At 68.9% G+C, this 18,901-nt stretch carries 19 protein-coding genes and 2 pseudogenes; 16 read left to right on the top strand and 5 right to left on the bottom strand.

What is annotated here, in order from left to right; translation table 11 throughout:
• Window positions 1-40: 40 nt before the first annotated feature.
• Window positions 41-1,489 (bottom strand): NAD(P)H-quinone dehydrogenase, encoded by a 1,449-nt coding sequence (locus KY497_RS15090; RefSeq protein WP_218681966.1) that lies wholly within the window; start codon window positions 1,487-1,489, stop codon window positions 41-43.
• Window positions 1,490-1,537: 48 nt separating this feature from the next.
• Here KY497_RS15090 and KY497_RS15095 point away from each other — a divergent pair, with 48 nt between their 5' ends.
• From KY497_RS15095 to KY497_RS15105, 3 genes are read left to right on the top strand one after another with little or no spacing between them, the layout of a single operon-like run.
• Window positions 1,538-2,371: a purine-nucleoside phosphorylase gene (locus tag KY497_RS15095; RefSeq protein WP_017828488.1), complete on the top strand. Its 834-nt coding sequence runs from the start codon at window positions 1,538-1,540 to the stop codon at window positions 2,369-2,371.
• Complete coding sequence (locus tag KY497_RS15100) at window positions 2,368-4,038, top strand: phospho-sugar mutase (protein ID WP_141386266.1); 1,671 nt, start codon at window positions 2,368-2,370, stop codon at window positions 4,036-4,038. The genes KY497_RS15095 and KY497_RS15100 overlap by 4 nt, the downstream gene beginning before the upstream one ends.
• A 2-nt stretch (window positions 4,039-4,040) precedes the next feature.
• Window positions 4,041-4,304, top strand: coding sequence for an HPr family phosphocarrier protein (locus KY497_RS15105; protein ID WP_017828486.1), 264 nt, complete (start codon window positions 4,041-4,043; stop codon window positions 4,302-4,304).
• Between the two features lie 12 nt (window positions 4,305-4,316).
• Here KY497_RS15105 and KY497_RS15110 read toward each other — a convergent pair whose 3' ends face one another.
• Window positions 4,317-6,239 carry a PRD domain-containing protein gene (locus tag KY497_RS15110; RefSeq protein WP_219869424.1) on the bottom strand — a complete coding sequence of 641 codons (1,923 nt, stop codon included), beginning with the start codon at window positions 6,237-6,239 and terminating at the stop codon, window positions 4,317-4,319.
• Between the two features lie 167 nt (window positions 6,240-6,406).
• Here KY497_RS15110 and KY497_RS15115 point away from each other — a divergent pair, with 167 nt between their 5' ends.
• The 13 genes and pseudogenes from KY497_RS15115 (at window position 6,407) to KY497_RS16825 (ending at window position 15,872) form a co-directional block, all read left to right on the top strand.
• A complete protein-coding gene (locus KY497_RS15115) occupies window positions 6,407-6,724 on the top strand; it encodes a PTS sugar transporter subunit IIB (RefSeq protein WP_141386267.1) in 318 nt (105 codons plus the stop codon).
• Complete coding sequence (locus KY497_RS15120) at window positions 6,721-7,002, top strand: HPr family phosphocarrier protein (protein ID WP_055877714.1); 282 nt, start codon at window positions 6,721-6,723, stop codon at window positions 7,000-7,002. The genes KY497_RS15115 and KY497_RS15120 overlap by 4 nt, the downstream gene beginning before the upstream one ends.
• A complete protein-coding gene (gene ptsP, locus KY497_RS15125) occupies window positions 6,999-8,684 on the top strand; it encodes a phosphoenolpyruvate--protein phosphotransferase (RefSeq protein ID WP_219869425.1) in 1,686 nt (561 codons plus the stop codon). The genes KY497_RS15120 and ptsP overlap by 4 nt, the downstream gene beginning before the upstream one ends.
• The gene (locus tag KY497_RS15130; protein WP_219869426.1) at window positions 8,681-10,216 is read left to right on the top strand and encodes a PTS mannitol transporter subunit IICB; all 1,536 of its coding nucleotides are present in this window, start codon (window positions 8,681-8,683) and stop codon (window positions 10,214-10,216) included. Before ptsP ends, KY497_RS15130 begins: the two co-directional genes overlap by 4 nt.
• 52 nt (window positions 10,217-10,268) lie before the next feature.
• A complete protein-coding gene (locus KY497_RS15135) occupies window positions 10,269-10,655 on the top strand; it encodes a hypothetical protein (RefSeq protein ID WP_219869427.1) in 387 nt (128 codons plus the stop codon).
• 75 nt (window positions 10,656-10,730) lie between these two features.
• On the top strand, window positions 10,731-11,165 hold the full coding sequence (locus KY497_RS15140; protein WP_218682321.1) for a PTS sugar transporter subunit IIA: 435 nt from the start codon (window positions 10,731-10,733) through the stop codon (window positions 11,163-11,165).
• The gene (locus KY497_RS15145) at window positions 11,162-12,319 is read left to right on the top strand and encodes a mannitol-1-phosphate 5-dehydrogenase (protein WP_141386270.1); all 1,158 of its coding nucleotides are present in this window, start codon (window positions 11,162-11,164) and stop codon (window positions 12,317-12,319) included. The genes KY497_RS15140 and KY497_RS15145 overlap by 4 nt, the downstream gene beginning before the upstream one ends.
• Before the next feature lie 264 nt (window positions 12,320-12,583).
• Window positions 12,584-13,363 (top strand): hypothetical protein, encoded by a 780-nt coding sequence (locus KY497_RS15150; RefSeq protein ID WP_258185734.1) that lies wholly within the window; start codon window positions 12,584-12,586, stop codon window positions 13,361-13,363.
• A 71-nt stretch (window positions 13,364-13,434) separates the two neighbouring features.
• Window positions 13,435-14,310, top strand: a pseudogene (locus tag KY497_RS15155) (bile acid:sodium symporter family protein).
• A pseudogene (locus KY497_RS16810) lies at window positions 14,310-14,891 on the top strand (NAD-dependent epimerase/dehydratase family protein); the annotation flags it as partial. The pseudogenes KY497_RS15155 and KY497_RS16810, both read left to right, overlap by 1 nt.
• Window positions 14,892-14,925: 34 nt before the next feature.
• Window positions 14,926-15,273 (top strand): hypothetical protein, encoded by a 348-nt coding sequence (locus tag KY497_RS16815; protein ID WP_258185990.1) that lies wholly within the window; start codon window positions 14,926-14,928, stop codon window positions 15,271-15,273.
• A 9-nt stretch (window positions 15,274-15,282) separates the two neighbouring features.
• Entirely contained in the window at window positions 15,283-15,591 is a 309-nt protein-coding gene (locus tag KY497_RS16820; protein WP_256934439.1) for a hypothetical protein, read from the top strand.
• Window positions 15,588-15,872 (top strand): alpha/beta hydrolase, encoded by a 285-nt coding sequence (locus KY497_RS16825; protein ID WP_258185735.1) that lies wholly within the window; start codon window positions 15,588-15,590, stop codon window positions 15,870-15,872. Before KY497_RS16820 ends, KY497_RS16825 begins: the two co-directional genes overlap by 4 nt.
• Here KY497_RS16825 and KY497_RS15170 read toward each other — a convergent pair.
• From KY497_RS15170 to KY497_RS15180, 3 genes are read right to left on the bottom strand one after another with little or no spacing between them, the layout of a single operon-like run.
• Complete coding sequence (locus tag KY497_RS15170; protein WP_141386271.1) at window positions 15,769-16,650, bottom strand: carbohydrate kinase family protein; 882 nt, start codon at window positions 16,648-16,650, stop codon at window positions 15,769-15,771. The genes KY497_RS16825 and KY497_RS15170 overlap by 104 nt on opposite strands.
• A 26-nt stretch (window positions 16,651-16,676) precedes the next feature.
• On the bottom strand, window positions 16,677-17,786 hold the full coding sequence (locus tag KY497_RS15175) for a polysaccharide deacetylase family protein (protein ID WP_127482058.1): 1,110 nt from the start codon (window positions 17,784-17,786) through the stop codon (window positions 16,677-16,679).
• Window positions 17,786-18,901, bottom strand: a complete 1,116-nt coding sequence (locus KY497_RS15180; RefSeq protein WP_017828472.1) for an adenosine deaminase — start codon at window positions 18,899-18,901, stop codon at window positions 17,786-17,788. The genes KY497_RS15175 and KY497_RS15180 overlap by 1 nt, the downstream gene beginning before the upstream one ends.

Below are 18,901 nucleotides of genomic sequence, written 5' to 3' on the forward strand. Positions count from 1 at the left end.
GCCCCACCGAGGTGGGGCGCCTTTCGCATGTCTCCGTGGATCAGGAGATGTTCACGAGGTGCATCGCCCTGCTCGCATCGGTGATGCTGCTGGACAGCGAGGGGTACGCCGCGAAGACCCGGGAGACCTGGTCGACCGTGAGACGGCGCTCGACGGCGACCGCGATCGGGTAGATCAGCTCCGAGGCCTTGGGAGCGACGATCACGCCGCCGATCACCGTGCCCGATCCCTTGCGCGCGATGAGCTTGACGAAGCCGTCCTTGATGCCCATCATCTTCGCGCGCGGGTTCGCCGCGAGCGGGAGCTTGTAGACCAGGCCGTCGGCCACGCCGTCCTCGACGTCCTTCTCGCCGTAGCCGACCGTGGCGATCTCGGGCGCGGTGAAGATGTTCGAGGTGATCTTGATCTGCTCGAGCGGGATCACGATGTCGCCCAGGGCGTGGAACACGGCCGTGCGGCCCTGCATCGAGGCGACGGAGGCCAGCGGGAAGAAGTTCGTGCAGTCGCCGACGGCGTAGACGTTGGGGACCGAGGTGCGCGCGACGCGGTTCACACGGACGTGCCCCGACTCGTCGAGCTCGACGCCGGCCTCCTCCAGACCGATGCCCGCGGTGTTCGGGATCGACCCGACCGCCATGAGGCAGTGACTGCCGTCGACGGTGCGCCCGTCGGACAGCGTGACCGTGACGCCCTCGTCGGTGACCTCGACCCGGTCGGCGCGGGACTTGGAGAGCACCTGCATCCCCCCGCGCTTGAACACCTTCTCGAGAACGGCTGCGGCATCCTTGTCCTCGCCGGGGAGCACCTGATCGCGACTCGAGACGAGCGTGACCTTCGCCCCCAGGTTCATGTAGGCGGAGGCGAACTCCGCACCCGTGACACCGGATCCGACCACGATGAGGTGCTCGGGAAGGGCCTTCATGTCGTACAGCTGGGTCCAGGTCAGGATGCGCTTGCCGTCGGGCTTGGCCGAGTCGAGCTCGCGCGGCGAGGCGCCGACGGCCACGACGATCGTGTCGGCCTCGACCCGGTCGAAGTCGGTGCCGCCCTGGCCCGTCGACACGATGATCGCGGTGGGCCCCTCGAGGCGGCCGTGTCCGGACAGGATGCGCACCCCGGCTTCGAGGAGCGTGGCGCGCATGTCCTCGGACTGCTGACCCGCCAGTGCGAGCAGGCGCTTGTTCACCGCGGCGAGGTTGATCGCGATCTCCGGCTTGAGCGGCCTGGAGTGATCGCCCTTCGCGTAGAAGTTCACACCGAGGTCGCTCGCCTCGGAGATGGCGACGGCGGCATCGGCGGTGGCGATCAGGCTCTTCGAGGGCACGACGTCCGTGAGGACGGCGGATCCGCCGACTCCCACGCGCTCGACCAGGGTGACCTCGGCCCCCAACTGGGCAGCCGCGAGGGCCGCCTCGTAGCCGCCGGGACCGCCGCCGAGGACGGCGACGCGCTGAGTGCGCTCGAAAGTGGTGGAAGACATGGAATCCATTCTCGCGCAATCCTGGCACCCGAGCCTGCACCTTCCTAGAGTGGATCCATGCCCGAAACGCACAGCAACCCCCTCGACGACCCGACCGCGAACCCGTTCGAGGTCGCCGCGCAGGCCGCAGCCGACATCGCACGTCTGACCGGTGTCGAGAAGCACGACATCGCCCTCACCCTCGGCAGCGGCTGGGGCAAGGCCGCCGACATCATCGGCGAGACCGTCGCGACGATCCCCGCGACCGAGGTCACCGGCTTCTCCAAGCCCGCGCTCGAAGGCCACGTCGGCACCCTGCGCAGCATCCGCACCCCCGACGGCAAGAACGTGCTCGTCATCGGTGCACGCACCCACTACTACGAGGCTCACGGCGTGCGTCGCGTGGTGCACAGCGTGCGCACCGCCGCCGCCACCGGCGCCAAGATCATGGTGCTGACCAACGGCGCCGGCGGCATCCGCGAGACGTGGACGCCCGGTCAGCCCGTGCTCATCAGCGACCACATCAACCTCACCGCAGACTCCCCGCTCGAGGGCGCCACGTTCGTCGACCTCACGGACCTCTATTCGAAGCGCCTGCGCGACGTCGCCCGCACCGTCGATCCGACGCTCGACGAGGGCGTCTACACGCAGTTCCGCGGCCCGCACTACGAGACCCCGGCGGAGGTGCAGATGGCCAAGCATATCGGCGGTCACATCGTCGGCATGTCGACCGCGCTCGAGGCGATCGCCGCCCGTGAGGCCGGCATGGAGATCCTCGGCTTCTCCCTCATCACCAACCTCGCCGCGGGCATCCAGCAGACCCCGCTCAGCCATGGCGAGGTGATCGAAGCCGGACGTGAGGCCGAACCCGTGATCTCCGCGCTCCTGGCGAGGGTGGTCGAGGCCCTGTGAACGAGGAGCTGCTCGCGCAGGCCAGAGCCTGGCTGCGACAGGACCCGGATCACGAGACGCGCGACGAGCTGGCCGGTGTGATCACCCGTGCCGCCGCCGGCGACGAAGGGGCGATCGCCGACCTGGAGGACCGTTTCCGCACGCGGCTCGCGTTCGGGACCGCCGGTCTCCGCGGCGAGCTCGGTGCCGGCAGCAACCGGATGAACCGGGTGCTCGTCGCGCAGGCCGCCGCGGGCTTCGCCGCCTACCTGCGCGAGAAGTCCGACGGACGCACGCCGACAGTCGTCGTCGGCTACGACGGACGCCGCAACTCCCGCGTGTTCGCGACGGACTCCGCCGAGCTGTTCGCCGGGGCAGGTCTGCGCGCGATCCTGCTCCCCCGGCTCCTCCCGACGCCCGTGCTCGCTTTCGCCGTGCGCCACTTCGGAGCCGATGCCGGCGTGATGGTGACCGCGAGCCACAACCCGCCGAACGACAACGGCTACAAGGTCTACCTCGGCGGCGCCGACCACGGGTCGCAGATCGTCGCCCCCGCAGACGCCGAGATCGCCGCGCACATCCAGCGCATGGCCGACGCGGGATCCGTCGCGACGCTCCCGCGCTCCACGGACTACGAGACCGCCGGTGAAGAGGTCGTCGAGGCCTACATCGCCGCGACCGTCGCCGTAGCCCCGGCCCCGGCGGGCACCACGGGCATGCGGTGGGTGTATACCGCGATGCACGGGGTCGGCTGGGAGACGCTGTCGCGCATCGTGAAGGACGCAGGCTACCCCCAGCCCTTCGTCGTCGACGAACAGCTCACCCCCGATGCCACGTTCCGCACCGTCTCGTTCCCGAACCCCGAGGAACCGGGAGCGATGGATCTCGCCTTCGCGAGGGCCCGCCGGGTCAAGGCCGACTTCATCCTGGCGAACGACCCCGATGCGGACCGCCTGGCCGTTGCCGTGCCCGATGCCTCGACAGCGGACGGATGGCGACGGCTCACCGGCAACGAGGTCGGTCTCCTGCTCGGCGCACGGGCTGCCCGCGCGGCGGCAGGAACCCCGGGTGCATCGCTCGCGTGCTCCCTCGTCTCCTCCCCCGGTCTCGGTGCCGTCGCGGCGCACCACGGACTCGACTTCCACGAGACCCTCACCGGGTTCAAGTGGATCTCGCGCGCCCCCGGCATCGTCTTCGGCTTCGAGGAGGCACTGGGCTATCTCGTGAACCCGGAGACCGTGCGCGACAAGGACGGTGTGTCGGCCGCGGTCGCCATCCTCGGCCTCGCCGCGGAGGCACGCGACCGGGGAGCCACGCTCGTCGATCTGCTCGATGAGCTCGGAGAGACCTACGGGCATTTCGCGAGCGGCCAGGTGTCGGTGCGCGTCGAGGACCTCGCGGTCATCGGCAACGTGATGCTCGCGCTGCGCACGCTTCCTCCGACGCACATCGCCGGACGTTCGATCGCCTCCGCCGAGGATCTTCTGCAGGCAGCGCCGGGCCAGCCGTCCGGCGACGTGCTGCGGTACCGTCTCGTCGACGGATCACGGGTGATCGTGCGCCCCAGCGGCACCGAACCGAAGCTCAAGGTCTACATCGACGCCCGCGCGGAGTCGGCGGAGAGTGCGCGTGAGGCGGTCGCAGAGCTCGAAGCCGGAGTCCGCGCCCTGCTCGACGAGCGTTCCTGAGCATGCCCGTCCGACACCTCGTCGTCAGCGCGCACAACGGTGCGCACGCCCGACCGGTGGCCGAGCTGGTACGACTCGCGCAGTCCCACACCGCTCCGGTGACCCTCCGCACGGGCGACGGCACGATCGTCGACCTGACCAGTGTGCTGGCGGTCATGGACCTCGGGATCGCCTCGGGGGATTCGGTCGTGCTCGAGACGGCGCCCTCCGCGACGGCTGAGGCCGTTCTCGATCAGCTCGCGGAGGTACTCGCTCCCCGCGGATGACGGTGACCGCGGTCAGCCGTCGATCACGGAGACGAGCTCGTCGAGGAACGCCTCGAAGGTCGCCCCCTTCCGGACGATCCGCTGCACGCTCTCGCGCTCACTGAACACTTCGACCAGCTGCTCGAACACGGTCTGGAACGCCGCACGATCGCTCTCGCTGAAGGCCGCGAGCGCGACGACCTGCACGCGTCCTCCGCCCCACGCCGCAGAGCCGTCGGCGACGCCGATGGCGATGGCGGTGCGGCTCGCGGTCATCTGGAGCGCGTGCGGGACCGCGAGCGCATCCGTGAAGGCGGTCGAGGACATCCGCTCGCGCACGATGGTGTTCTCGACGTAGTCCTCGCCGATCAGCCCCGCCTGGACGAGGAGCCCGCCGAGGCGTCGGATGATCGCCTCCTCCCCCTCGTCCGGCAGCGGGAACACGTAGGCGTCGGCCAGGAAGTAGCGGGCGAGCTCACCCCGAAGGCGCGTGAGACGTCGTCCCCGACGCACCCGAGCCGCCGCCTGCTGGATACGGTCGACGTCGGCGTCGGTCAGGAACGGCTGGATGCGCACGAAACGGTCGCCGGAGGACCCAGGTTCGATCGTGCTGAGCACGAGGTCGGTGTCGAAAGACGACCAGTCGGGGTCGACGTTCGTCACGACGGTCGTGACCTCGATCGCCGAGCCCAGCGAGCGGTCGACGCTGGAGCGGAGCAGCTCGTGCAGCTCGTGATACCCCGGGCAGACGATCGTGGCGGTGAGGATCGACTCCGCCTTCCGACTGCGTTCGAGGCGCCCGCCCACGTGCATCGCGATGTACGCGATCTCATCGTCGTGGATGGGCGTGCCGACGCGGTCGTGCAGGCCGCTCGCGATCGAGACGGCCACCTCGAAGATCATCGGGTAGGTGGTCTTGAGCGACCGGGTGAGCGGGTTGCGGGTGAGGGCGCTCTCCTCGGCTCGCCGCAGCAGGTTCTGCACATGGACCGCGAGGCGGAGGACGAACGTCTCATCGACGAGGTCGACCTGGAAGTCTTCCGCAGCTCGTGCGATCTCCGCGCGCACGGCCGCCTCGACGGCCGGATCCACACCGCTGCGCGCGACCTCGCGCGTCGCATCCTCTCCCGGCGCGACGATGCGGGTGAGGACCAGGGAGGCGAGATGGCCGCTGTCGCCCTCGCCGAGGGCCACGGAGAAGTGCTCGAAAGCGAGGCGGGCGATGACGGTTCCGACGCGCGGGATCTCCTCACGAGTACCCGCCGGGGTCGACTCCAGGGTGTGCCCCGCCGCGACCCGCTCCGCCGCGATGGCGATGTGCAGCAGCACGTCGGAGATCGCGAGCTCGTTCACGTAGTAGCCGAGCTCGCCGAGCTCGCGCACCAGTGACGACTTGAAGGGTCCGACCGCGCTCGCAGCGACCGCGGAACCGGAGAGCGCGCGGCGGAATGTCTCCGGATGGAAGGAGGCGTCATCCATCTCGTCATGGGCGAGTCTGCTCAGAAGACGACGCTGCGCCGTCTCGTTGCCTCGCAGCCGCACGGTCTCGCGCTCTCGCTCGAGCACCAGATCCGTCCCGTCGAGCAGACCGCGCACGCGCACCAGGTCGGCCTCGAGCGTCGCCTCGCTGACGTGCAGATCCTCGGCGGTGTCGAACACGTCGATCCCTCCGTGCTCGTCGAGCAGGAGGCGCACCAGCGTGTGCAGGCGGTCGCGCGGTGCGGACTCTCCGCTCTGACGCATCCGCAGCGCGCCACGGGCACCGGATCCGGCGCGATAGCCGGCAGGGCCCGACTCGATCACCGCAGCCCCGGGAGCGCGGGCGTTCAGCGCCGCAACATAGGAGCGGATGCTGCGCGGCGTCACCCCCATGAGGTCGGCGAGGCTCGCGGCCGTCGCCCAGCCCTCCTGACGCAGCAGCGCCGCGAGGAGCTGGTCCTGGCGCTGGCGCGACATGGTCCTCCCCTTCCCGCGTGCTGACCGCACTGTCTCGACGTGTTCTCCATGATGTCAGGTGCCCTGCGTTCGCGGGCGGAAGAGCCTGTTCCGCAGGGGCGGAAAGGAACGTGTTGGCGCCGACCCCTCGGCGGTTCCCAGACTGTTCTCAGGAAGGGTGGGCATCGATGAGGATTCTCGTGGTGTGCGGTGCGGGCGCATCGAGCACGTTCGTCGCACAGCGGCTGCGCCGCGCGGCAGCCGCTGCCGGTCTCGATTGGGAGACGGCAGCGGGCATGGAGTCCTCCGTCGCCGGCTCCGCTCACGACCTCGTCCTCGTCGGCCCGCACCTGGCCGAACGCCTCGCCGCGATCCGCGACCAGGCGAGCGCGCCGGTCGCCGTGCTGCCGGACGACGTCTTCGCCGACCTCGACGGCTCACGCACCCTCGTCTTCGCCCGATCGATCCTCGCCGCTGACGGCGAAACCCCGAAAGGAACATCATGACCGCCACTCGCACCGTCCGGATCGGCTCCTCCCACGGACTGCACGCGCGCCCCGCGAAGCTCTTCGCGCAGGCGGCCAAGGACTCCGGCATCGCCGTGACGATCGCCAAGGATTCGGGCAAGGCCGTCAACGCCGCCAGCATCCTCGGGGTCATCGCGCTGGCGATCGAGCACGGTGACTACGTCACCCTCACGGCCGACGGCGACGGTGCCGAGAACGTGCTGGACACGCTCACCGAGCTCCTCACCACCGACCACGACCAGGACGCCGCCGGATGAGCGAGCTGCGCGGGGTGGGGATCGGCCTCGGGGTCGCCCAGGGACCGATCGTCCGCATGGCCGAGGCGATGCCCGCCCCGGAGAACACTCCCAGCACCGCGGGTGCGGATGCCGAACGCGCGAGGGTGCGCGACGCCGTCTCGATCGTCGCGAGCGAGCTCAACGAGCGCGGGGAGGCCGCGGGAGGATCCGCGCAGGAGGTCCTCGAGGCACAGGCGATGATCGCCGAGGATCCGACGCTCCAGGACGAGGTCGACACCCGGATCGACGCCGGAGCGACGGCGGAGTGGGCCGTGCACGATGCGTTCGCCGGCTTCCGCGCCACGCTCGAGGCCGTCGGCGGCTACCTCGGCGAGCGCGCGGCCGACCTCGACGACATCGCACAGCGTGTGCTCGCCCGCCTTCGTGGCGTCGAAGCCCCCGGCGTGCCGAACCCGGGACACCCGTTCGTCCTGGTGGCGCGCGACCTCGCCCCCGCCGACACCGCGCTCCTCGACCTGGACCAGGTGCTGGCACTCATCACGACCGACGGCGGACCCACCTCTCACACCGCGATCCTCGCGAGGGAGAAGGGCATCGTCGCGATCGTCGGCGTCGCCGACGGCGAGATGCTCACCACCGGCGAGACCGTGATCGTGGACGCGGCCAGCGGCGTCGTCACGCGCGAGCCGACGGAGGACGAGAAGGCGCGCGCCACGGAGCGCGCGGCTGCTCGCCGGTCGGCCGATTCCGCCCCACCGACTCCCGGCGCCCTCGCCGACGGCACGCCTGTCGCGCTGCTCGCGAATCTGGGGAAGCCCGCAGACGCGGCCGATGCGGTCGTTCGGGGGGCCGAGGGCGTCGGGCTGTTCCGCACCGAGTTCCTGTTCCTCTCCTCGGCGCAGGCGCCGACGATCGCCCAGCAGCGCGAGTCGTACCGCGAGCTGCTGGTGGCGTTCCCCGGCAAGAAGGTCGTGGTCCGGATGCTGGATGCCGGCGCCGACAAGCCGCTGGCGTTCCTCAACGACGCGCACGAGGAGAACCCGGCCCTCGGTCTTCGCGGCCTGCGGGCGCTGCGCGCGAGCGAGGACATCCTGCGCGAGCAGCTCACCGCTCTCGCCGAGGCCGATGCGTCCACCGAGGCCGACCTGTGGGTGATGGCGCCGATGGTGGCCACCGTCGAGGAGACGGTGTACTTCACGACCCTCGCCCGCGAGTATGGGCTGAAGACGGCCGGCGTCATGGTCGAGATCCCGGCGAGCGCGCTGCTCGCCGACCGCGTTCTCGCTCACGCCGACTTCGCCTCGATCGGCACCAACGACCTCACGCAGTACACGATGGCGGCCGACCGCATGCTCGGGTCGGTCGCCGGCTTCCAGGACCCCTGGCATCCTGCCGTCCTGCGCCTCGTGCGCGAGGTCGGCGATGCGGGCGCGCGTCTCGGCAAGCCCGTGGGCATCTGCGGCGAAGCCGCAGCCGACCCGCTGCTGGCCGTCGTGCTGGTCGGGCTCGGCGCGACCAGCCTCTCGATGGCCCCGTCGGCGCTGGCCGATGTGCGACACGCGCTGTCCGAGCGCACCCCGTCCGAGGCGCGGAGCCTCGCCGAGTCCGCACTGGCGGCGGACGACGCCGCCGGTGCACGTCAGGCTGCGGTCGAAGCCGCCGCAGCTCTCCCCCTCCACCAGAAAGAGACGACATCATGACGACGACGTCACCAGCCACCAAGAAATCCGGCGGCCTCCGAACGGGCGTGCAGCGTTTCGGCACGTTCCTCTCCGGCATGATCATGCCCAATATTCCTGCACTGATCGCGTGGGGCATCATCACCGCGTTCTTCATTCCGGTCGGCTGGACCCCGAACGAGCAACTCGCGACCCTGGTCGGGCCGATCATCCATTACCTGTTGCCGATCGTCATCGCCTACACGGGTGGCACGATCGTCTACAAGACCCGAGGCGGCGTCGTCGCAGCCATCGCCGTCATGGGTGCCATCGCGGGTTCCGACTACCTGATCGCCCAGGTGAACGCGACGCTGCCCGCCGATAACCAGCTGGGGCAGATTCACATGTTCATCGGTGCGATGATCATGGCGCCACTGGCCGCCTACACGATGAAGTGGCTCGACTCGCTGTGGGACGGCAAGATCAAAGCGGGCTTCGAGATGCTTGTGAACATGTTCTCGGCGGGCATCTGGGGCTTCGTTCTCGTCGTCATCGGCTTCTACCCGGTTGCGTGGCTCGTCAACGGATTGATGAACATCCTATCCACGGCGGTGAACTGGCTCGTCGAGACGAACCTCCTTCCGCTGACGAGCATCCTGATCGAGCCGGCCAAGGTCTTCTTCCTCAACAACGCCATCAACCACGGCGTGCTCACGCCTCTGGGTACGCAGCAGGCTGCGGAGAGCGGAAAGTCGATCCTCTTCCTGCTCGAAGCCAACCCCGGCCCCGGCCTCGGTCTGCTTCTCGCGTTCACCATCTTCGGCATCGGCGCTGCGCGCGCCTCGGCGCCTGGGGCCGCTGCCATCCAGTTCGTCGGCGGCATCCACGAGGTCTACTTCCCCTTCGCGCTGATGAAGCCCGTCCTGATCGTCGCGCTGATCGCCGGCGGTATGACAGGCGTCACGACGAACATGCTCTTCGGAACCGGATTGATCGCGCCAGCTGCACCAGGCAGTATCATCGCTGTTCTCGGACAGACGTTCCGCACCGACTACCTGGGAGTGATTCTCTCCGTCGTCCTGTCCGCAGCGGTCACCTTCATCATCTCGATGGTGATCCTCCGGGCGAGCCGCAAGAAGGACTTGGCCAAGGAAGATACCTTCGCAGCAGCCGTCGCTCAGACTGAAGCGAACAAGGGGAAGTCCTCTGATGCGCTCAGTGGACTTGCGGCGAAGGCGGTTGCGCCAACGACGACAGCCACCGACCGTCGTATCGAGAACGTGGTGTTCGCCTGCGACGCCGGCATGGGTTCGTCCGCCATGGGCGCGAGCGTGCTGCGCAACAAGTTCAAGAAGGCGGGGATTGACGGCGTGACCGTCACCAACCAGGCGATCGCGAACCTCGACGGCACGGCTGATCTCGTAATCACCCAGCAGCAACTGACGGATCGAGCCAGGGCTCAGTCCCCGAACTCGATCCATGTGTCGGTCGACAATTTCATGAATTCTCCGAAATACGAAGAAGTCGTCGCCATATTGGTGGATCAGCGAAACAATGTCGGCACCGGCGAGTAGCGCCGGCACCGAATGAAAGGAAACAATGATGCCGACTTTCAAAACACGAGGCATGATCAAGACGCTTCTCACGATCGTGGCCGCGTCCGCACTCGTGCTCGGCTCATCCACCGCGGCAACCGCCGACACAGGTCGCGCGAGCGTAACGAACAGCGGCTCAGCAACGCTGACCATCTGTAAGAGTGCAACGTCCGCGACGACCTGCGCCGGCGTGGTCGGAACGTTGTCTGCGGGTCAGAACAGTGAATCAAAGTACGGCTGGACTGATACCGATATGGTTCGAATCTCGGCAGGCTGCTCGCTCCAGACGTGGTCCTGGTCGGCGACGACCGGCTACTACTGGGCACCGTTCGCAGCCGCGGGCTCCAGTGCCCGATGGCTGAAGCTTCCCGGCAATCCTGCTGGCACCCGCACGTACAGCTTCCGGATGGTTTGCTGATCCACGCGTGATAGACCCGGTGGGGCGGATGCCACGGCGTCCGCCCCACCGCCACATCCTCAGAAAGGAAACACCATGAGCGTTCTCACCCTCGGCCAGATCCGCATCCACTCGGGCAGCAGCACCCAGGAGGCGGCACTGCAGGAGGCAACCGACATCCTCGTCACGGCAGGTGCGGTGACCCCCGCCTACGTCGACGCGATGCGCCAGCGGGAGGAGACCGTCTCGACCTTCATGGGCAACGGGCTGGCGATCCCGCACGGCACCAACGATGCGAAGGATACGATCCTCGCCTCCGCGCTCTCCGTCGTCCGCTATGACGGCGGTGTGGACTGGTCCGGCGACCCGGCCACGTTCGTGATCGGCATCGCCGGAGTGGGCGACGAGCATCTGGAGATCCTCTCCCGGATCGCGATCCTGTTCTCGGAGGAAGACGATGTGGCACGGCTCTCCGCGGCGAAGACCTCGGAGGAGCTCTACGCCCTCCTCTCGGAGGTGAACGAAGGATGAAGGCGGTCCACTTCGGGGCGGGCAACATCGGGCGCGGATTCGTCGGTCTGCTGCTGCGCGAGGGCGGGTACGAGGTCGTGTTCTCTGACGTCGCCGATGCGCTGGTCGATGCGATCAACGCGGTCGACTCGTACACCGTGCACGAGGCCGGCCCCGGAGGGACCGATCACGTCGTCACCGGATTCCGGGCGGTGAACAGCCGGACGGATCCCGCGGTCGTGGCCGAGGAGGTCGCATCGGCCGACGTCGTCACCACAGCGGTCGGACCGACCGTGCTGAGGTTCGTGGCTCCGTCGATCGTCGCGGGACTCGCCCTCCGCTCCCCGGATGCCGCACCTCTGCAGGTGATGGCGTGCGAGAACGCGATCGGCGCCACCGGTCTGCTCCGCCGTGAGATCGTGACGGCCGCAGGACCGGATGCCGAGACTCTGCTCGCCCGAGCGGTCTTCGCGAACACGGCGGTGGACCGCATCGTCCCGGCGCAGCCGGAGGGGTCGGGCGTCGACGTCACGGTCGAGCCCTACTTCGAATGGGCCATCGAGTCGGGACCGTTCGGTGCGAACCTGCCGAACATCCCGGGTGCGCACTTCGTCGACGATCTGGCCCCGTACATCGAGCGCAAGCTGTTCACGGTGAACACCGGCCATGCGGCTACCGCGTACTTCGGAGCCCGCGCCGGCATCGAACGCATCTCGGATGCTCTGGCCGACCCCGTCATCGCGGCGAGCGTCTCGGCGGCTCTCGAGGAGACGTCGGCGGTTCTGGTCGCCGAGCACGGCTTGGACCCGGACGATCTCGCCGGCTACCGTGCGACGATCCTCGACCGGTTCCGCAACCCCGCGCTCATCGACACCGTCCAGCGCGTCGGTCGCCAACCGCTGCGCAAGATCTCCCGGCACGAGCGCTTCGTGGGTCCTGCCGCCATGGCCGCGGAGCGCGGCCTGCCCACCGAGGCTCTGGTCGCGGCCGTCTCGGCGGCGCTCGAATTCGACGACCCGGCGGACGAGCAGTCGGTCGAGCTGCAGCAGTTGCTGCGGACCGAGGACCCTGACGCTCTCACCACGAGGACGACGGGCCTCGACCCCGAGCATCCGCTGTTCCGCTCGGTCCGCGACGCCGTCGCCGCCCGGCAGCACGGCCTCGAGGTCGCCTGACCCACAGCTCATCACGCGGAGCACTTCGGACTCACCGAGCTGTTCCGGTTCGACACCAGGGTCACCCTCCTCGAGCCGCGCGACGGCGGCTGGGACCTGACCAGTGCCGGTCCCACGGGAAACGAGACCCGCTGGTATGCCGGAGTCGTCCTCGCGAACGGGACGCTCGCCGAGCCGAACGTGCCGACGTTCGCCGGGGAGTTCAGCGGCGAGCTGCTGCACACGAGTGCCTAAAAGTCGCCCGAGCAGCTGAAGGACAAGCGCGTGCTGCTGATCGGCGCAGGCAACTCCGGCTGCGACATCGCGGTGGATGCCGTGCACCATGCGGTCTCGGTCGACATGAGTGTGCGGCGCGGGTACGACTTCGTACCCCGCTACCTGTTCGGCAGGCCCAGCGACACCCTCAACCAGGGACGCCCACTGCCGGCGCGCATCAAGCAGGCGGTCGACAGCCGCGTGCTACGGGCCTTCACGGGTGACCCCGTGCGGTTCGGGTTCCCCCGGCCCGACTACCGCATCTACGAGTCGCACCCGATCGTGAATACCCTGATCCTGAATCACCTCGGGCAGGGCGACCTGCGCATCCGGCCGGACATCGCCCGATTCGAGGGGACGACGGTGCACTTCCGCGACGGCAGCGTCGACGACTACGACCTGGTGCTGCTCGCCACCGGGTACACCCTCGACTACCCGTTCGTGGACAGGGAGCACCTGCACTGGCGCGGCGCCTCGCCCCGGCTGTTCCTCAACGTCTTCCCCGCATCGTTCAACGGCCTCTACGTGATGGGCATGATCGAGGCCTCCGGCATCGGCTGGCAGGGCCGCTACGAACAGGCCGAGCTGCTCGCGGCCTACCTCTCCGCCGTCGAGGAGGATCCCGCGCGCGCCGCCCGTTTCCGCGAGCGGGTGACCGGAGCACCCTGGCCCGATGTGACCGGCGGCTACCGCTACCTGGGCCTGGACCGGATGGCGTACTACGTCAACAAGGACGCCTACCGGGGCGCTGTGCGACGCGAGAAGATGGCGCTGGAGGTGTCGGCGTGAACCTCGACGACGTGGTCCTGTCCTTCACGCCGGGCACACTCACGATCCTCAACGTCGTGCTCGGCCTGATCATGTTCGGCATCGCCCTCGACACCTCGCCGAGCGACTTCCGCGTCGTGGCGAAGCATCCGAAACCGTTCGTGATCGCGATCCTCGCACAGCTGCTCCTGCTGCCGATCGCCACCTTCGCACTCACCCTCGTGCTTCCCGTGCCGCCGTCGATGGCGCTGGGCATGCTCCTGGTCGCGTGCTGCCCACCCGGGAACATCTCGCAGGTGCTCACTCACCGCGCCGGCGGCAATGTCGCCCTCTCGGTCTCGCTCACGGCGGTCGGGAATCTGATCTACATCTTCGCGATGCCGCTCAGCATCACCTTCTGGGGATCGCTGCACCCGACGGCACGCACGCTGCTGCGTGACGTCGCCGTCGATCCCTGACGCATGCTGCTCGAGGTCCTGCTCATCGTGGGGCTCCCGTTCGCGCTGGGACTGCTGCTGCGTGCCGGCGCTCCGCGGTTCAGCGCCCGTGTGCAGCCGTTCGTGAAGTGGTTCAGCCTCATCGCGCTGCTCGGGTTCATCATCGCCGCGCTCGTGGGCAACTGGGCGGTGTTCGTGCAGGTCCTCGGCATCATCCTGATCGTGGTCGCGGTCCACGATGCTGTCGCCCTGGCCCTCGGCTACGGCACAGCGGTGATCGGCGGGCTCGGCACCCGCGAGCGCAAGGCCATGACGTTCGAGGTCGGCATCCGCAACGCCGGCCTCGGCCTCGGGCTGGTGTTCCTGTTCTTCGACGGGCTCGGAGGCATGGCCGTCGTCGCCGGCTGGTGGGGCATCTGGGACATCATCGCCGGCCTCGTGCTCGCCGGGCTCTGGGCGCGGCACACCAGACGACGAACTGGCTCCTCGTCCGGCGACGCGAGCGGCCGCACGAAGGCGGAGGCTGCCTGATGCCGCGCGTGCTCATCACGGGAGGAAGCGGGTTCCTCGGTTCGCATGTCGCCGCGGCCCTCGCGGTCCGCGACGACGTCGAGCTGGTCGTCTGCGGCGATCTTCGACACGGGGTGCCTCGCGACGGCATCATCGACGAGACGCTGGATGTGACGGACTCAGCCGGCCTCGCCCCGCTCCTGCGACGGCACGCGATCGACACGGTCGTGCATCTGGCAGCCATCGTCAATCCCGGTCGCGACGTCGAGCAGGAGTATCGCGTCGATGTCACCGGGTCCGCGAACGTGCTCGCCGCGTGCGTGGAGGCAGGTGTCCGGCGGATGGTGGTCTCCAGCTCCGGGGCCGCCTACGGCTACCATGCGGACAACCCCCGATGGATCGACGAGGAACAGCCTCTGCGCGGCAACGACACCTTCCCGTACGCGCGGCACAAGCGCCTGGTCGAGGAGATGCTCGCGGAGCACCGGGCTGCCCACCCCGAGCTCCAGCAGGTGGTGTTCCGCATCGGCACGATTCTCGGGCCGACGGTGCGGAACCAGATAACGGCGCTCTGGGATGGACGACGGATACTCCGGATAGCCGGATCCGCATCGCCCTTCGTCTTCATCTGGGTGGATGACGTGGCTGCGGCGATGGTGCGCGGCGACCGACGGCCCACCGGGCATCTTCAACGTCGCCGGAGACGGATGCCTGACCGTTCCCGAGATCGCCGAACGCCTGGGGAAGCCGCAACTCGTCCTCCCGGCGTGGGCGTTGTCGGGGGCCCTGCGCATCGGGCGGATGCTGCGTCTCACGGAGCACGGACCGGAGAAGGTCCCCTTCTTGCGGTACCGGCCGGTCCTGGCCAACGGAGACCTCAAGAGGGTGTTCGGCTACACCCCGCTGCGCACGAGCAGGCAGGCCTTCGAGGAGTACCTCCGCACGCACCCCACGATCGCCCGGGAGAGACGCCGGGCGCAGTAGCGTGGAGCCATGCAGAAGAAGCGTGGACGCCGGATCCTGAAGCGTGTTCTGTGGAGTGTCGCGATCGTGCTGGTGCTCGCCGTCGGCGGCGTGCTCGCGTGGTCGCAGATCGGCGTCATGGCCGCTGAGCCGGAACCGCTCGCGGCCGTGCGAGAGAACCCGGCGATCACCGTGACCGACGCGGACGAGGGCATCGTCCTCGCCCCGGCCGACGGCGCGTCGGAGCGCGGACTGGTGTTCATCCCCGGAGCCAAGGTCGACCCCTGGCATACGCCGCGATACTGCAGGGGCTCGCAGAGGACGGGGTCACCGTCGTGATCACCCGCCCCTGGCTGAACCTGGCGTTCTTCGATCCGCGCGGCCTCGATGCCTTCACAGCTGCGGCCCCCGACGTCGATGTCTGGAGCGTCGGCGGTCATTCCCTCTCGCGAGCAGATGCACGCAGAGGTCACGCGTCTCACCGAGAGCTTCCTCGCGCCACTCGCCCCGTGAGGGTCACTCCCCCGCCGTCCCGAGGATCGGGTCGAGCAGCGGATGCAGGTGCCGTGTGCGCAGAACCGATGCCGCGGCTCGGGCCCCTGCTCCGAGTGCGGCGGTGACGTCCGCCCCGTCGAGACGCGCATCGAGCACGCCGGCCAGGAAGGCATCACCGGCGCCGTTCGTGTCGACGACCTCCACGGGCGCAGCCGGAACCCGGTGCAATTCGCCGTTCCCGTCGATCGCCACCGCCCCGTCGGCACCCAGGGTGCACACGGCGAGGCCCGCCCCCGCCGCGATGCGTGAGCGCAGGAACGCGACCGGGTCATCAAGGCGGTCCGCATTGCAGAACACGGCGTGAGCGGCGTCGAGGAACGGTCGGTGGAAGGGCGCAGTACCGTCGTAGTCGTGCACGTCCACCCAGATCGGGGTGCCGGTCGCTCGAGCGACCGGCAGCAGCCGCAGGGGCTCCGCCGCGAGATCGAGCACGATGGCATCGGCCGCCGTCATCTCGTCGCGCACCTCTTCGTCATGCTCTCCTCGCGTCTCCTGCGGCGTCGACAGGTACAGCGACACCCGCTCCCCCGCCCGCGTCATGAGGTTCAGATGCCGTTCGGTGGTGCCGTCGCTCCACCGCGTCCGCACACCGGAGGCATGCAGGGCTTCGCGAACGCGTCGGCCCTCCGCGTCCGTCCCGGTGATGGCATGGAGCCGCGTCGTGCGGCCCAGTGCGGTCAGGCTGAGCGCTTTGCCGGCGCTGGTCCCGCCGACCGTCTCCCACGTGTCCTCGGCGAACTGCATGTGCGGCTCCGGTTCCGGCAACCGATCGAGCACGACGATATGGTTCCACGACGCGGGGCCGACGATGAAGACGGACGCGGGTTCGGAGGCGGGAGGCATGACACCATCCTGCCGTGCGGTCCCCCTCAGCCGATGCGGGAGACCAGCGCGTCCAACCCCATGCCGTAGTCGATGCGCACCACGGGAAGAGCGAGCTTGTCCGTGCCGATCTTCACGTATCCGGGTTCGATGGTGCGACCCATCTCGTAGCCGGCCTGAGCGACGCCCTGCTTGGTCGTGTCGTTGTAGTGCCCGTAGGGGTACGCGACCACCTGACCCACGCCGAGGATGTCGGCCGAGGTCGTGAGGTCGGCCGCGATCTGATCGGCGCTCCAGTTGACCATCCGGCCCTTGCCGTTGTCGCCGGCCTGGTGCATGTCGTGGGTGTGCGAGCGGCGCTGCACGTAGATCGACGGTGCCGGATCCTGCCGATAGGCCGTGATCATGAACGACGTCGAGAGCACCTTGTATTTGTCGACGACCGGTACCGCGAGGTCGAACCACGTCTGATCGGCGTCGTCGTCGGTGATGATCACGCTCTTCGCCGGCAGCGAGAGCCGCCCGTCGATGAAGGCGCTGAGCTCATCCCACGTCGGCAGATAGAAGCCCGTGGTCGCGATGTGGTTCATCTGCGCGTCGAAGTCTCCGATGTACGCGTAGTTGCCGCGCAGCCAGCCCTTCTCGCCCTCGGGGTCGGCCGTGAACTGGTGGTACATGAGGATGGGCACCCGCACGTCTTCCGCGGCGTTCTCCTCCGGCGTCTTCCAGGCGGCGAAGAGCTCGACCTGCTGATCCACGCACACCACGGGGTCGGCGCCGTTCACGCGGGCTGCGACCGCGAAAGCTCCCGCATCCGCCGCGCTCGGGTACCAGCCGGCGAAGACCCGGCCGTCGAGCTGCGGGATGGGCAGTCCCTGATACAGAGCTTCCTGGAACTGCAGCATCGGCTCCGCAGGAGCACCTTCGCCCGTGAACGTGACCGCACACGCTCGCGGGTCGTTCGCGTCCGCCACGATCTGCTCCGCCGGCGTCAGCGGATGCTCGATAGCCTCGGACTGCGCCTTCGGGACCGTGTTCTCCGGCGTGCGGGTGAACCACACGAACGCGGCTGCCGCTCCTCCGACGACGACGACCGCCACGGCGGCGCTGATGATGATCGCGGCACGCGAGCGCCGCTTCCCCCCGGAAGCCATCATCAGGCGTCGAAGCCCTCGGCGATCATCTCGACGAGCTCCTCCCGCTCCTCGACCGGGAGGAATGCTGCGGCTGCGGCGTTGAACTGGAACGTCTCGAGGTCGTCGAGATCGTACTCGAACGCCTCCACCAGCAGCGCGAGCTCACGGGTGAGAGAGGTGGCGCTCATGGTGCGGTTGTCGACGTTCACGGTGACCGCGAATCCGAGCTGGTACAGCAGGTCGAAGGGGTGATCCACCATGGTGTTGCCCCACGCGGCGATCGCACCGGTCTGCAGGTTCGACGACGGCGAGAGCTCGAGCGGGATCTCACGGTCGCGGACCCAGCGCGCGAGGTCGCCGAACTGCACCTGCACCTCGTCGCCCTCCTGCGTGATGACATCGAGGTCCTCCGCGATGCGCACACCGTGTCCGAGCCGCAGTGCGCGTCCGTCCAGCAGAGCCGAGCGGATGGAGGCGGGGCCTGCCGCCTCTCCCGCATGCACCGTGACGGGGAAGAAGTTCTCGGCGAGGAAGTCGAACGCCTTGCGGTGGTTCGACGGCGGGAAGCCGTCTTCGGGACCGGCGATGTCGAAGCCCACGGCGCCGCGGCCGCGGAAGTCGACCGCGAGCTCGGCGATCTCGAGGGCACGGTCGGTGTGCCGCATGGCGGTGATCAGCTGGCCGACACGGATGCTGCGTCCCGCGCGGTCGGCGGCATCCTCGCCTTCCTCGATGCCCTGCTGCACGGCTTCCACGGTCTGCTCGAGGGTGAGGCCGCGAGCCAGGTGCTGCTCGGGAGCCCAGCGCACCTCGCCGTAGATCACGCCGTCGGCCGCGAGGTCCTGCACGAACTCGCGCGCCACCCGGGTGAGGCCCTCCTGCGTCTGCATCACCGCGGTCGTGAGGTCGAACGTCTTGAGGTACTCGACCAGCGAGCCGGAGTCGCTCTGCTTCGCGAACCACGACCCGAGAGCAGCCGGCTCGGATTCCGGCACCTCCAGGCCGATCGCATCCGCGAGCTCGATGATCGTGGCGGGCCGCAGCGCGCCGTCGAGGTGGTCGTGCAGCGAGACCTTGGGCAGGCTCCGCAGGGAGACGCCCTGAAGCGTGACGTCGCCGTTCGCATCGATCGACAT

It is taken from the genome of Microbacterium sp. PAMC22086 (genome assembly GCF_019443525.1).
Classification (GTDB): Bacteria; Actinomycetota; Actinomycetes; order Actinomycetales; family Microbacteriaceae; genus Microbacterium; species Microbacterium maritypicum.